This is a genomic window from Telluria sp. ZB4P36, from assembly GCF_059685865.1.
This window is the reverse complement of record NZ_JCASIE010000009.1, coordinates 125,707-139,006: the sequence shown is the minus strand read 5'-3', so window position 1 is coordinate 139,006 and position 13,300 is coordinate 125,707. Positions and strand designations below refer to the sequence as shown.

The 13,300-nt window shown below is 63.1% G+C and carries 14 protein-coding genes; 5 read left to right on the top strand and 9 right to left on the bottom strand.

The features are described from left to right. Nucleotides 1-14: 14 nt before the first annotated feature. Both AC56LK_RS14050 and AC56LK_RS14045 read right to left on the bottom strand, forming a co-directional pair. On the bottom strand, nt 15-1,103 hold the full coding sequence (locus AC56LK_RS14050; RefSeq protein ID WP_497185111.1) for a WD40/YVTN/BNR-like repeat-containing protein: 1,089 nt from the start codon (nt 1,101-1,103) through the stop codon (nt 15-17). Nucleotides 1,104-1,107: 4 nt separating this feature from the next. Beyond that, nucleotides 1,108-1,377 (bottom strand): MoaD/ThiS family protein, encoded by a 270-nt coding sequence (locus tag AC56LK_RS14045; protein ID WP_497185110.1) that lies wholly within the window; start codon nt 1,375-1,377, stop codon nt 1,108-1,110. A 143-nt stretch (nt 1,378-1,520) separates the two neighbouring features. On the opposite strand from AC56LK_RS14045, the gene AC56LK_RS14040 reads away from it, so the two are divergent. The 4 genes from AC56LK_RS14040 (at nt 1,521) to AC56LK_RS14025 (ending at nt 6,674) form a co-directional block, all read left to right on the top strand. Next, nucleotides 1,521-1,823, top strand: a complete 303-nt coding sequence (locus tag AC56LK_RS14040) for a hypothetical protein (RefSeq protein ID WP_497185109.1) — start codon at nt 1,521-1,523, stop codon at nt 1,821-1,823. Nucleotides 1,824-2,051: 228 nt separating this feature from the next. After that, complete coding sequence (prsT, locus tag AC56LK_RS14035) at nt 2,052-4,832, top strand: XrtA/PEP-CTERM system TPR-repeat protein PrsT (protein WP_497185108.1); 2,781 nt, start codon at nt 2,052-2,054, stop codon at nt 4,830-4,832. A gap of 70 nt (nt 4,833-4,902) precedes the next feature. Further along, on the top strand, nt 4,903-5,775 hold the full coding sequence (locus AC56LK_RS14030; protein ID WP_497185107.1) for a PEP-CTERM/exosortase system-associated acyltransferase: 873 nt from the start codon (nt 4,903-4,905) through the stop codon (nt 5,773-5,775). Nucleotides 5,776-5,804: 29 nt separating this feature from the next. After that, nucleotides 5,805-6,674, top strand: a complete 870-nt coding sequence (locus AC56LK_RS14025; protein ID WP_497185106.1) for a PEP-CTERM/exosortase system-associated acyltransferase — start codon at nt 5,805-5,807, stop codon at nt 6,672-6,674. On the opposite strand, the gene AC56LK_RS14020 is transcribed toward AC56LK_RS14025, so the two are convergent. After that, on the bottom strand, nt 6,667-7,494 hold the full coding sequence (locus AC56LK_RS14020; RefSeq protein WP_497185105.1) for a HesA/MoeB/ThiF family protein: 828 nt from the start codon (nt 7,492-7,494) through the stop codon (nt 6,667-6,669). The two genes, AC56LK_RS14025 and AC56LK_RS14020, sit on opposite strands and share 8 nt — an antisense overlap. A gap of 247 nt (nt 7,495-7,741) precedes the next feature. On the opposite strand from AC56LK_RS14020, the gene AC56LK_RS14015 reads away from it, so the two are divergent. Continuing rightward, nucleotides 7,742-8,620: a PEP-CTERM sorting domain-containing protein gene (locus AC56LK_RS14015; protein WP_497185104.1), complete on the top strand. Its 879-nt coding sequence runs from the start codon at nt 7,742-7,744 to the stop codon at nt 8,618-8,620. 78 nt (nt 8,621-8,698) lie between these two features. Here AC56LK_RS14015 and AC56LK_RS14010 read toward each other — a convergent pair whose 3' ends face one another. The 6 genes from AC56LK_RS14010 to AC56LK_RS13985 all read right to left on the bottom strand — a co-directional run bounded on the left by AC56LK_RS14010 (nt 8,699) and on the right by AC56LK_RS13985 (nt 13,271). Then, the gene (locus AC56LK_RS14010; protein WP_497185103.1) at nt 8,699-9,796 is read right to left on the bottom strand and encodes a nucleotidyltransferase domain-containing protein; all 1,098 of its coding nucleotides are present in this window, start codon (nt 9,794-9,796) and stop codon (nt 8,699-8,701) included. After that, a complete protein-coding gene (locus tag AC56LK_RS14005; protein ID WP_497185102.1) occupies nt 9,793-10,725 on the bottom strand; it encodes an HprK-related kinase A in 933 nt (310 codons plus the stop codon). Before AC56LK_RS14005 ends, AC56LK_RS14010 begins: the two co-directional genes overlap by 4 nt. Next, entirely contained in the window at nt 10,719-10,979 is a 261-nt protein-coding gene (locus tag AC56LK_RS14000) for an HPr-rel-A system PqqD family peptide chaperone (protein WP_497185101.1), read from the bottom strand. Before AC56LK_RS14000 ends, AC56LK_RS14005 begins: the two co-directional genes overlap by 7 nt. Nucleotides 10,980-11,006: 27 nt before the next feature. After that, complete coding sequence (locus tag AC56LK_RS13995) at nt 11,007-11,561, bottom strand: hypothetical protein (RefSeq protein ID WP_497185100.1); 555 nt, start codon at nt 11,559-11,561, stop codon at nt 11,007-11,009. Between the two features lie 189 nt (nt 11,562-11,750). After that, entirely contained in the window at nt 11,751-12,365 is a 615-nt protein-coding gene (locus tag AC56LK_RS13990; protein WP_497185099.1) for an XrtA/PEP-CTERM system exopolysaccharide export protein, read from the bottom strand. A 168-nt stretch (nt 12,366-12,533) separates the two neighbouring features. Next, a complete protein-coding gene (locus AC56LK_RS13985) occupies nt 12,534-13,271 on the bottom strand; it encodes a S1 family peptidase (protein WP_497185150.1) in 738 nt (245 codons plus the stop codon). Nucleotides 13,272-13,300 lie beyond the last annotated feature (29 nt).

Here is a 13,300-nt window from a genome sequence, read left to right as displayed (position 1 = left end):
TGCCGTGTGCTTCGCTAGCCGAAGCACACCGCATACACCGGCGGCAGCGTGGTGGACAAAGTCCGCCAGCTGTCGCCGCCGTTTTCCGAGATCCACACCCCGCCCGTCGTCGACCCCATCAGCAGGGTACGGCCGTCGCCGCTCACCGCCAGTCCGTGGCGGTACACCAGGTCATAGCAATGCTCCTGCGGCAGCCCATGGCGCAGCACCTCGAAGCTCTTGCCGCCGTCGCGGGTGCGCAGCACCGCCAGGGCCGCGCCGACCGGAATGCGGCGCTGGTCCGCCTCGGCCGGCACGAACCAGGCCGTGTCGGCATCAAGCGGATGGGCCGCCACCGCGAAACCGAAATGCGACAGCGGCGCGCCCGTGATCTCCTGCCAGCGCCGCCCGCCGTCGAGCGAGCGCCACATACCGTTGTGGTGCTGGCACCAGAGCACGTCCGGCTGCCCGGCGCAGCGCACGATGCGGTGCGGGTCCTGCACTTCCTCGTTCTCGTTCATCTCGGGCGGCATGTAGTCGGCACGCATGCCGGTCGCGCTGACGGTCCAGGCTTCGCCGCCATCCTCGCTGCGCCAGGCGCCGCCGCAGGACACGCCCACCAGCAAGCGCCCGGCGTCGCGGGGATCGATGCTGATGCTGTGGATGCCGGGAACGTCGTAGCCGCCGCCGAACCAGCTGGCGCGCTGCGGCACGTCCCACAACGAACGCACCAGTTGCCACGAATCGCCGTGGTCGCGCGAAACGAACAGGCCGCCGGGCAGCGTACCCGCCCACAGCAGGCCGGGCTGGCTGGCGTGGCCCGCCTCCAGCGCCCAGATCATCCGGTTGTTCCAGTCGGTCTTGTCTTCACTGCCCTCGGGCTTGGGCGGATAGGCGGGCGCCGGCAGTTCGGTCCAGGTTTCGCTGCCGGCGCGGCGGCGGTGCAGCTTCACCCCGAAGTGGCCCAGGTTGAGTGCCGCATACAGGGCGCCGTCGCGCGGGTCCGGCAGCGCCATCGATACCGGCTCGCCAAGGAAGTGGACCGGACCGAAGTCCCAGCGGCCGCCTTCCTTGCGCAGTTCGAACAGGCCCTTGCGGGTCGACAGGTATGCACGCTCGCTCATCGTTTCAGCCTCCGGAAAGTGCCTGCAGCACGTAGACTTGGCTGCCAGGCTGCAAAGGGTCGTCCAGGCGCGCGGGGTCGCGGCAGCGCCGGCCGTCGATAAAGATCGTCACGTTCGCGCGCAGCCGGCCCTGGTCATCGAGCACGTAGCCACGCAGCAGCGGATTGATGGCGAAGGCGTCCTCCAGCCCGGCACGCAGTTCGCGCGCCGTGGAGTCGACTTGCGGCACGCTGGTAAAGCGCGCCAATTGCTGGGTGAAGAACAGCTGTGCCATGGCCGACCTGACGCTCCTTCGTTGTTTCTCTTGCGAAATGCCATTCTATGCCTGTCGGACCGGCGCGGCTACTGTCCAATCCCGTGGCCGCCGACCGCCGCGCTGGCCTAGAATGGACTGACGCCAACCAGCGGAGTGCACGCATGCCGATTCAGCCCGAACAGCTCGCCGCCCTGATGCGCGAAGTCGAACTGGAAGACCCGATCGATTTCGCCGACCTTCCCTTTCCCGAGGACGAATTGCGTGAATTGGTCGCCACCCACCTGTGCGAGATGGCGGGGGCGATGGAAAACTTCAGCACCGAAGACCGCCTGATGACCCTGCTCGCGGTATCGGCCAAGCTGGTGCTGGAAAACCTGGTGTTGCATGTCCAGCTATTGCGCCGTCATGGCTTACCGGTCGGCGAGAACGTGGAAGCCCTCCTCGGCCGCCTGCGCAAACCCTGATCCCCCATGCATGGGGCTGCAATCAGCAGCGAACTGCTGTTATCTTTCCGCAAATCAACACTACGCCCAGCGCAAGCGCGCACAATAGCAACACTGCCAGGCTATTTGCGGATACGGATGAGATGATGACGTTGGCAACGGATTCCTTAGGGTATTATTAACACTCGGGAAACTTCGCTTGCACCCAAACCACACTTTACGCAAGCGCCTTCATCAAGGGAAAAGACAATGCCGGGTACTCTCACCAAGAAACAACTTGCCGTTGCCGTGGTTTCCGGCGCCATCCTGCTGAGCGCGGGCATGGCCGGTTGTAGCCGCACCCAGACTGCGGAAGAGCTGATTGCGGAAGCGCAACAGTACGAAAAGAAGGGCGACCGCAAGGCTGCGTTGATCCAGCTCAAAAATGCAGTCGCACAAAACCCGGAAAACGCTGAGGCGCGCCTGCGCCTCGGTTCCCTGCATCTCGAGCTCGGCGATGCCGCTTCGGCGGACAAGGAACTGCGCAAGGCGGCCAGCCTGGGTGTCGCGGCAGACAAGATTCAGCCGCTGCTCGCACGCACGATGTTGCAGCAGGGAAAGTTCAAGGAGCTGCTCGAGGAAATCAAGCCCGAGCAGGCCAAGGCATCTCCAGTGTTGCTGGCCCGCCGTGGCGATGCCCACCTGGCGCTGGGCGAAAAGGACAAGGCCAAGGAAGCGTATGAAGCCGCACTGGCCGTGTACGGAAATGCCGGTGACGGCCTGATCGGCCTGGCGCGCCTGGCCGCATCGGAAAACGACCTGGCGGCTGCCAGCCGTTTCGTCGGCGATGCCACGACCCGGGACCCGGGCAATGCCGAAGCCTGGATGATGCTGGGTAACCTCCAGCGCAGCCAGAGCAAGGCCAAGGAAGCGCTCGCCGCCTATGACAAGGTACTGGCAATCAACCCGGCACACCGCAGCGCCAATCTTGAAAAAGCCTATGTGCACATCGGCACGAACGACCTTGCGGCAGCCAAGGCCGATATCGAGGCCGCCAAGAAGCATTGGGGAAGCGACCTGAACGTCACCTACGCCCAGGCCCTGCTCGACTATACCGGCAGCAAGAACGCCGAGGCCAAGGAACTGCTGCAGAAGATCCTGAAGGTCGCGCCCGAGCACCTGCCGAGCATCCTGCTGGCCGGCGCCGTGGAGCTGAACCTGGGCGGCAACCAGCAGGCCGAGCAGCACCTGCGCAAATACCTGGAAACCCTCCCGAACAATCTCTATGCCCGGAAACTGCTGGCACAGGCCCTGCTCAAGACCAACCAGCCCGCCGAGGCCACCGCGGTGCTGGCCCCGGCCCTGAAGGACGGCAACAAGGACGCCCAGCTGCTGGCGCTGACCGGCCAGTCCTACCTGCAGTCGCGCGACTTCGCCAAGGCCTCGGACTATCTGGAGAAGGCCTCCGCGCTGGCGCCGGACGCGGCCAGCATCCGCACCTCGCTCGGCCTGTCGAAGCTCGGCCAGGGCGACTGGGACAAGGCGATCGGCGAACTGGAGCGTGCCGCCACGCTCGACCCGAAAAACACCGAGGCCGGCTTTGCGCTGGCCCAGGCCGAACTGCGCCGCGGCCAGTACGACAAGGCGCTCACCGCTGTCCAGGCGCTCGAGAAGGCACAGCCGGACAACCCGGCGGTCCACAACATGAAGGGCGGCGTCTACCTGAGCAAGCAAGACCTCAAGAATGCCCGTGCCAGCTTCGAGCGGGCACTCGTGCTGAACCCGTCCTACTTCCCTGCAGCGGCGAATCTGGCACGGATCGACATCGCCGAGAAAAATCCTGCCGGCGCCAAGAAGCGCTTCGAAACCCTGCTGGCCAAGGACAAGAAGAACATCGAAGCGATGAATGCGCTGGCGACGCTCGAATTGCAGGCAGGCCGTCCCGAAGGCGCCACCACCTGGCTCGAGAAGTCCCAGGCGGAAAACCCGGAAGCCCCGGCCCCGGCGGTCAACCTCGGCAACCATTACCTCCGTACCAAGCAGGCCGACAAGGCACTGGCGCTGGCGCGCAAGATGCTTGCCGTCCACCCGACCAACCCGGAACTGCTGGACCTGATGGGCCAGGCGCAAATCGCGAAAGAAGACCACGGCGGCGCCCTCGAGTCGTACAGCAAGCTGGTGAACGTCGTCCCGAAATCGGCGATGGCGCAAATGCGCCTGGCGACGGTGCACCTGCTGATGAAAAACGACGCGGCTGCGGCCGACGACCTGAAGCGCGCCGTGGCCCTCGATCCGAAATTCGTCCAGGCCCGGGTTGCCCAGGCCCAGATGGCCATGCGCGCCAAGAAGCCGGAAGAGGCGCTCGCGGTGGCGCGCCAGCTCCAGAAGGACGAACCGAAGGCGACGGTCGGCTTCGAACTGGAAGGTGAAGTGCTGCTGGCCCAGCAAAAGCCGGCCCTGGCAATTGCCGCCTTCGAGAAAGCCTATGCCATCAGCAACTCTTCCTCTCACCTGCTCAAGATCAACGAGCTCCTGAAGCAGACCGGCAAGGAAGGCGAGGCCCAGGCCCGCCTGGCGAAATACCATGCCGCCCATCCAAAGGACCAGGTCGTAAGCCTGCTCATTGCTGACGGCTATCTGGCCAAGCGTCAGTTTAAGCAGGCAATTTCCAGCCTCGAAACGACCGTCAAGACCAATCCATCAAATGCGGTCGCGCTGAACAACCTGGCATGGGCATACCAGCAAGAAAAGGATCCGCGTGCCCTGCCGACCGCCGAACAGGCTTTCAAGATTGCTGGCGAGAACCCGGCGGTCATGGATACGCTGGGCTGGGTGCTGGTGGAAAGCGGTAACACGGCGCGTGGCCTGGAAGTGCTGCGCAAGGCGGTCGCCAAGGCCCCGGAAGCCCATGACATCCGCTACCACCTGGCCGCAGCCCTGGCCAAGAGCGGCGACAAGGCCGCCGCGCGCAAGGAACTGGAAAAGACCCTGGCGTCAGGCAAGCCCTTCGCGGCGCTGGAAGATGCCAAATCGCTGATGCAACAACTGTAAAACGCTGCGGCGGCGGCCTTTCCAGCCGCCGCCCATCCCGATGTCGACTCGATTGCCCCTGGGCCTGATCATGACTTCCCTTACCCAACAACAAGAATGCGAAGCGGCGCCGAGTGGTTTCTTCACCCGCATCATCGAACGTTTCAGCGGCAAGCGCGACGTACTGATTCCCTACTTCTCTTTCCAGAAAGTACTAAAAGGGAATATGGAATCCTACGTGCTCAAGGAAATCTACAAGTTGCGTTACGAAGTGTATTGTCTGGAACGGCACTATCTCGAAGCGGACGACTTCGAGAACGACCAGGAAACGGACGAATACGACGATTGCGCGATCCATTTTGCCGCCTACACCCTGAACAAGGATATCGTCGGTACGGTGCGTCTGGTCCAGCCGCATGAGGGCCAAGCCTATCCTTTCGAAAGCCACTGCATACCTTTCCCTGAATTCACTTATCCGCCTCGCGAAAGCGCGGCGGAAGTCTCGCGCCTGGTGGTCAAGAAGACGCACCGCAGGCGCCGTGGCGACTCGATGGAGGGTATTTCGCAGGACTTCATGGAAAAAGGCAGCACGAAGACGATTCAACCGCGTTCAACCGTGCGGCGCGACAAGCGCGGCAATAGTCCGCTATTATTGTTGGGAATGTATCGAGAGATGTACCGCCATAGCCGCCAAAACGGGATTCGTTACTGGTACGCCGCTATGGAAAGGTCACTGGCGCGCTCGCTGGAAAAGATGGGATTCAGGTTTGTGCCGATCGGACCGCAGGTGGATTACTACGGTCCGGTCACTCCCCACATGGCCGACCTCGATGAACTGATCGGGCGTTTAAAGAGAGAAAACAAGTTCCTGGCAGCGTGGTTCAACGACGAACCGATCCCCCTGTGGATCATGGTAAAGACCATGGTCGGCAGTTATATGGAGGGACGTTTCAGGAAAAAATAACAGGGTCCAAAACTGGACAAAAAATACAGATGGACAACGGAAAAGCACGCGTCGATCCTGACGCCTTCCTGTCCCGTGTTGAGTTCGGGGCACATCAGGAAACAATCGATCACGTCAATCGCAAGATTTTCCGGGCTTACCGGGGCGGCCATCACGGTGCAATCCCGGGCGACATCTTCAGGCTGCGGCACCAGGTGTATTGCCTCGAATGCGCCTTCCTCCATCCGGAACAGTATGTCGACGGCATGGAACTCGACGACTACGACGACGTTTCCACCCATTTCGCAGCTTTTACGATGGACGAGAAACTGGTCGGGGCGGTGCGCCTCGTACAACCCTCGGCCCCGAAACCCTATCCCTTCGAATTGCACTGCGAGGTCTTCGGCGATTTCGAAATGCCGGACCGCGAACAGTCGGCCGAGATCTCGCGCCTGGTCGTCAAGAAAACCCACCGGCGCCGGCGTGCCGACAGCGTGCTGGGCATTCCAGGTTTCGTCCCGACGCATGAACCGTCCTACGAATTCGATCCCGCCGTCGACCGCCGTGACCGAACCTCGCCGATGCTGCTGCTGGGCATGTACCGCGAAATGTTCCGCCACAGCCAGGAAGCCGGCATCCGCTACTGGTATGCGGCGATGGAACGCTCGCTCGCCCATGCCTTGAAGAAGATGGGATTCCGCTTCATGGCCATCGGCCCGGAAGCGAACTACTACGGGGCGGTCACGCCCTACGTGCTGGACCTGCATGACCTCGGACGCAAGCTGCGTCACAGCAACCCGACACTGGCGGCCTGGTTCAACGAAAAAGCGCCCGTGGTCGAGCATACCCATCCCTCCCGCGTGCACGTGGTGCGCAATCAGGAATTGGGCAGCATGCCCGGGCACGGCGACATCAACTAGCGATATTCACCAGTTTGGTGACGTGGTTGCGGAAGCTGTGGATCACCATGTTGGGCGCCGCCGGCACTTCCATCCCTGCCAGCATGTCATGCATCATCGCCATCGCCAGCGCCGCCACCGAGAAGCTGCCGACCGCGATCTGCGAGGCCGGGCAGGCGGTGCCATCCTCCATGATGGTCAAGGCCTTGGCCACCTCTTCCATCACCTGACGGTCCAGATGGGCGCCGATGCGTCCCATCACGCGGCCGAACACTTCTGTATAGCTCAGCTTGCCTTCCGCAGCCGCCGCTTCCACGTCGCGCTGAAGGATGGCCGGCAGCGAATTGCCCGAACCCGGCGGGAAATACATGACCCCCGCGCCGAAGCCGATGTTCATGGCCGTAAAGATCGGCTTGCCGCGCGCGGCCGCATTGCCGTGCAGGGCCAGCACCGCTTCCAGGTCGACGAAATCGATGGTATCGAAGATCAGGTCGACCTGGCCGACCAGGTCGGCCGCGTTGTGTTTGTCGAGCATGGCCACGTGGGCCTCGACCGTCGCCTCCGGATTGATGCGCAGGATGTGCTTCTTGAGCGCCTCGACCTTGGGCGTGCCGACGTCGTCGAAGTCGAAGAACTGGCGGTTCAGGTTATGGGCGTCGACGGTATCGCCGTCGATGAGCACGAAATGCTGGAAACCGGTGCGCGCCGCGCAGATGACGGGGCCGCTGCCAAGCCCGCAACCGGCAAACAGGACACGAGCGTTGCGGATCTTGTCCTGGGTGCTGGCATGGATATATCCACTGTTTCGCTTGGTAAATTCGTCGTAGTTGAAAGTATTCATCGGTCTCGCATTCGGTTTCACGCAGGACTTCTATCGTAGTGCAATTTTTTACAACGTGCGAGAGTTGTGTTAGCTAGCTCACTGTCGGATTTTCTTACAAGGGATTAAGACTAACGCGCAGATTCCGATTGGAAATTTTACATTTCTTATTAGTATCAATCACTTACAAGACCTTTTTAAATCTGGCACAGATAATGCTTAATACCTGTTGTCGCTGTTGTGTATAACTACCTTGTGAGGATTTGAAATGAACATGAAGAAGATCTCGGGAATCATCGCTGGTGTCGCACTGGCTTGCGGCATGGCTGCCCCAGCTAGCGCGATCACCCTGACCGCTGGCGATATCAAGATTACGTTTAACGCATTTGATGCTGGTACCGTTGGCTACTCCACCGCTACCCCGGGCATCGTTTGCAACACGGTGGCAAGCTGCGATGCTGCGGCAGGCATGCCGTCGCAAGGCGCCGTCGGTAGCGAAGATACTTGGGGCATCTTCTCCGTTGAAAGTATCAGCAACCTGTCGACCGGCCAGCAGATCTTCACCGCAGGTCAGAATGGTGAATACCTGACCGGCGTGTTCGGCGGCCTCAAGGATACCCTGGTCGAAGTTTCCGGTGTCACCATCCCGACCATCTCGACCCTGAGCACCGGCGGCTGGCTGAACATGTACCTGAACAACGCCATGTATAACGGCGCGCTCGGCACCGGTGGCCGTATCGGCCCCGACGGCTACACGGGCATCACCGACATCGGCGGCAAACTGGTGCTGAAGACCGAGTTCGCTCCTAGCGTGGTGTCGACTCCGGCTGGTTACAGCTACGCTTCGAGCTACCGCGTGAATGGCGCTACCGGCGACGGCAGCGGCTTCCTGGACGTCGTCGGCGGCGCGTGGGCTGAATGGTTCAACACCAACAGCATCGCTGACCTGGCCGGCGGCTCGGCGCACGACCTGATTCTGAACACCAGCTTCGACATCCTGAACGGCTACGAAAATGGCTGGAACGTCGACGCCAGCGGCGACGTCGAAGGCAAGCTGAAGGAAGTTCCGGAACCAGGCTCGCTGGCCCTGCTGGGCCTGGGCTTCGCCGGCCTGGCTGGCCTGCGCCGCCGTCGCGCTGCCAAGTAATATTCCTCACCGCCGGGGAAACCCGGCGGCACCAGGAAAACGGAAAGGCCGGATCTTACGATCCGGCCTTTTCCTTTGCTAGGGCGCCACTTCTTCCTGGCGCGGCGAGATGAAGGCCTTGTGGAACAGGTGACGCGCCAGCATCAGCGGCGGCATGCGCAGCCAGTTGGCGCGCAAGTAGAGCGCGCCGCGGGCCGCTGGCGTTAAGCCGTCGGCGCAATCCGGATGTGGCGGTATGAGGGTACGCAGGAACAATGCGTCCATCAAGGCCAGCAGGAGCGCGGGAGGCCGGCCAGCGGTTGCGGCCGCGACCAGCACCGCCGGCGGGACTGCGGTCCCGAGCAGGCGGGTGCAATAGCGCAACGCATAGAACAGCGGCCGTGCCAGCTGCAGCTGCACGGCGCGCGCCGCCAGTCCGTCCCAGAATCCGGACGCGGCGCCGAAATGCTGCAGCAGTCGGTGCAGGTCGAGCAGGCCGCGCAGGCCGTGGTCCATCTCGCCTTCGGAGAACAGGTGTACCGCACTGTGCAGCACCAGGTCGTGCGGCGCTAGCATCCATATCCCTTCACTCCCGGGGATTGGCTGCGCCGCAGCGCGCAGCAGCGCCGGATCCGGCCGCGCGGCCGCCGTTTCCGGCAGGATTGCATGGTGCACGTCGATCGTGCTGCCACGCTTGACATGCTCCATCGGCGGCAATTCATGCATCCATTCGCGGTAATAACGCTGGTCGTAGGCATCCTGCTTCGCGCCGGCCCAGCCGTGCAGCATCAGCGCCGCCTCGACTTCGCCGATGCGCTCCTTCGGCACCAGGATGTCGACGTCGGAAAAGATGCGGCCGGCGGCTGGCGGCAAGCCGGCCATCGCATAAGCTGCGCCCTTGAGCAGGATCAGCGGCAGTCCCAGACCATTCAATGCGCGCTGGATTTGACCGACCTCAAAACGCACGGCTTCCTGGTGGCGCGCAGCCAGGACCGCCGCCCAGTCGAGGTGCCGGCGCGGCGCTGGCGGTACCGCATCCAGCAGCCCTGCCTCGGCAAGCATTGCGCTCAGGCTGGCGCGCAGGCTGGCGTTGGCGGCATGACGCAGCAGCAGATCCCAGCCGGCCAGGTCGAGCGTCAGGCTGCGCCCGGGATCGCGCAGGACGTCGACCAGCAGGGGCAGCGCACCCGTCTTCATGCGCACAGGGCGGCCGCACCGTCGAAGCGGTCGAACACGGCCATGGCATCGTCGAGCCGGCTGTAGCGGAACGACCATCCGGCGCAGTCCTCGACCAGCCGTCCGAGGGTGTCGAAACCCTGGGCGCCCAGCACCGCATAGTTGAAGGCATTGTCGGCCATGCCTGTGAACAGGCGCGCCTTCGGCAGCGCCGCGAGCTGCGCCGGCGCGCCCGCTTCGTAGGTTGGGAACACGACATGGGTGGCGCGCGCCGGCAACCCGGCGTCGGCGACGCTGGCGCCCGGTGCACGCATGTGGGCGATGGTGCCCTTGGTGGTGCCGTGGACCTCGGGGCCGAACAGCGCATCCGGGGCATAGCTGCGCAGCACGCCGATCGAGGCGTTCTTCAGGCTGACAGGGCGCGGCAGCGGAATCAGCGCCAGGTCGGCGGGCCGGATCAGGGTCAGCTCATCCGATAACAGGCGCCAGCCGCGGCTGGCCAGCGCGGCGCACAGGGTGCTCTTCCCGGAACCCGGGGGCGCCGGCAGGATCACGCCGGCATTGCCGCGCTGAAGCACGGCGGCATGGAGGATCAGGAAACCGTGCGCATGGTTCGAGACGCACCAGTTCATCACCCACTCGAACATCGGGTAGGCCTGGGCCAGCGGCAGCGGCTGGAAGGGTTCGACGCCATCGCTGTCGAAGCGCACCTGGGGATGGTAGCAGCGGCGCAGGCCCTTGCTGCGGCGGAAGGCCAGCTGGAAATCGGCAAACCCGTCTTCGCCCTCGACCGGGTAATCGGCATACAGCAGGGCGATGGTGTCGGCCAAGTGGGCGATATCGGTACGGATGCGGCTGCGGAAAGGACCGGTGCGCAGCACCAGGCCGGGGCCGGACAGGGCTAGACGGCCATGCAGCTCCGCGCGGCCAAGGCTGGCCAGGGTCAGCATGGGCAGGGCTCGATCAGGCTAAGCTGCGACAGTTCGCCGAGCAACCCATCCAACTCATCGCCCAGCCCGGCGTCGTCGATGTCGAATTCTTCCAGCAGACTGGAGGCCAGCGCCGCCGCGGAAGCGGGGCCGGCGCGCAGCCTTTCCAGTACGCACAGGGCAGCCAGGCCGAGCAGGTGGGTCTCGCCCGACAGGTCGTTGTACAGCAGGGCTTCGTCATCCCAGCAGCGGTAGGCCAGCGACTGCCCGCTCATCAATCGCCACATCGGCAAACCGCGTCCTTAGTCGTGGGTGGACTCGAGATAGCGCTTGGTCTGCTCGGCGCTCCACATCACGCCCTTTGCCGGCTGGTAGTAGCCGGTGCTCTGCAACTCGCTCCACATCTGGGTAAGCGTACGTTCCGACAAATAGCTGATCCAGCCCTTCTTGACGTTCAGATATGCAACGACCAAATGCATGCCGAGATTATACTTATCGAAATCGCAACCCCTCACTATCTGGAGCAGCGTCGACGAACCATAAGTGCTGTCGTTCTTGAAGGAGCAGCCGAACACGTTGCTGAATGGCGTGCCTTCCGCGACAGGCCAACCGCCGTGGTTCTTCCAATAGCCCGGCGAGCGGCCCGAGCAGGCGACGGGCTTGTTCGCATAACTGCTGCTCAAACCGGTGGAAAGCGCCGCGGATGCGGATACGCACACCCTGGTGGCGTGGCTCTGGGTCGTCCACAATACGCCGGCCGCACCCAGCCCGGCCTTGGCCAGGCGGCGACGCGCCGCGCCCTGCGGGGTCATTGGAGCAGCCTGCTCGCCACTCCCTGCTTGGTCTTCGGTGGACACGGTGTCTTCCTCACATGAATGGTATGCCAGATGGCTGACATTACGGCTAAGCAAGAAATGTGCCGTACTGCACTGTTTCTATAAAATTTTCTTTAAAAACAAGCAGCTGGCACCGACCGTCACGCCATCATGCAATAAGTCTAGCGAGATTCCTTACCCATGTGTCAGATTTCTCGACACAAAGACAGGTCAGAAGAAGCTTTCAGGAATTACCAGCACATCGCCCGGACGCATTGTCATGTTGGCCGAGATATCGCCGTCCTTGATCAGGTCGTCGAGGCGTACCGCGTACCGCTGTTGTTTGCCGTCCACAGTACGAATAATACTGGCGCGGTTACCCGACGCAAACTCGGTAACGCCGCCGACCGCGATCAGGACATCCATCAATGACATATCCTTACGGTAGGGCAGCGCTTGCGGACGGGCCGCCTGCCCGATCACGCGAATCTGCTCGCTGTAACCGCCCACGAAGTTCGTCACCACAACGGTGACAACCGGTTGCTGGATGAACTTGGCCAGTGCCGCCTCGATATCGCGCGCCAGCTGGGTCGAGGTCTTGCCAGCGGCCGGCAGGTCTTCCACCAGCGGCGTGGTGATCTTGCCGTCCGGACGGACCGGCACCGACATCGAGACTTCCGGATTGCGCCAAACGATGATGTTAATGGCGTCGCCTGGACCGATCAGATACTCGGGATTCACAGCCTCGGTCGAAGGGGCTGCGGGCGGAACGCTGGCGCAGCCCCCCAGAGCCAGCAGGCAGGTAAAGGCGGCGGCTTGGGTTGCGCGCTTGATCTGGTGGGTCATATTCGTGCTCACGTCAAAATCCTTTGGTTGGCTGCGCTGCAGATATCAGCAGGCTGCTGCGTGCGTGCAAGTGTCGAGCATAATTTTATACCATAGCACTTCGGCAACACGTGCACAATTGAAATACTTGTGGCGCGTTTGCACGTCGGACCCGCCACGCGCACTCCTTTACTGGGTGCGCTGCAGCAACTCACGCACATGGCGCACCGGAATCGCGTAAGTGATGCCGCTCGGATCCGATACCGCGCTTTCTCTGAGCCCTTTCAGGAACACCATGTTGATGACGCCGACGACGCTACCATCTTCCGGCCGGTACAACGGACTCCCGCTGTTGCCAGGATAGGCGGTGCCGTCCAGCTGGTACACCAGGAAAGCCGGCCGTTGCAGCTGAGCGATTGCGCGCGCGTCAAGCTGGCGTGAACTCAGCGAAGGACGCACGGCCGGTGCGATCGCGGCCAGCAAAGCGCGGTGGGTCGCCGCGTGCAGGCCCAGGCGCATGCCGAGAGGGTAACCGGTAAAGGCCAGATCCTGTCCTTCGGCGACGCCATCGTCGCCTGCCAGGGCCAGCGGGGCCAGCGGCGTCCCGGAAAGGCGCAAATGGGCCAGGTCGCGCTCCGTATCCAGCCCGACGAGGCGCGCGGGGCGGAAGCTGACGGTCTCGCCTTCGCCGCCGATCACTATGCCAAGCTCCTCGTTGCGGGCGCCGTCGAGCTGCTTGGGAATGACGTGGGCATTGGTGATGATGCTCAGGCCGTCGCCGACGGCGAAGCCGGTGCCGACGAAAACGACGGCGGGCTGGCGGGTCTTGAGCAGGGTGCCGACACCCACCACCGACCCTTTGATCCGCGCCACCGTGCCAGGCAGGTCCCGGGCCTGGAGCAAGCCGGCGGCGAGGCTCAACGACACTGCGGAAACGCCGAGCAGAAAGGCGCGCC

Coding starts and splice junctions, on each gene's coding strand:
- AC56LK_RS14000 (WP_497185101.1), bottom strand. CDS start 10,979: ATGAGCGGGCAGTCGCTGGCCTACCGCTGCTGGGATGACGAAGCCCTG.
- prsT (WP_497185108.1), top strand. CDS start 2,052: ATGCCGGGTACTCTCACCAAGAAACAACTTGCCGTTGCCGTGGTTTCC.
- AC56LK_RS14025 (WP_497185106.1), top strand. CDS start 5,805: ATGGACAACGGAAAAGCACGCGTCGATCCTGACGCCTTCCTGTCCCGT.
- AC56LK_RS14045 (WP_497185110.1), bottom strand. CDS start 1,377: ATGGCACAGCTGTTCTTCACCCAGCAATTGGCGCGCTTTACCAGCGTG.
- AC56LK_RS14030 (WP_497185107.1), top strand. CDS start 4,903: ATGACTTCCCTTACCCAACAACAAGAATGCGAAGCGGCGCCGAGTGGT.
- AC56LK_RS14015 (WP_497185104.1), top strand. CDS start 7,742: ATGAACATGAAGAAGATCTCGGGAATCATCGCTGGTGTCGCACTGGCT.
- AC56LK_RS13990 (WP_497185099.1), bottom strand. CDS start 12,365: ATGACCCACCAGATCAAGCGCGCAACCCAAGCCGCCGCCTTTACCTGC.
- AC56LK_RS14005 (WP_497185102.1), bottom strand. CDS start 10,725: ATGCTGACCCTGGCCAGCCTTGGCCGCGCGGAGCTGCATGGCCGTCTA.
- AC56LK_RS14020 (WP_497185105.1), bottom strand. CDS start 7,494: ATGAATACTTTCAACTACGACGAATTTACCAAGCGAAACAGTGGATAT.
- AC56LK_RS14050 (WP_497185111.1), bottom strand. CDS start 1,103: ATGAGCGAGCGTGCATACCTGTCGACCCGCAAGGGCCTGTTCGAACTG.
- AC56LK_RS14010 (WP_497185103.1), bottom strand. CDS start 9,796: ATGAAGACGGGTGCGCTGCCCCTGCTGGTCGACGTCCTGCGCGATCCC.
- AC56LK_RS14040 (WP_497185109.1), top strand. CDS start 1,521: ATGCCGATTCAGCCCGAACAGCTCGCCGCCCTGATGCGCGAAGTCGAA.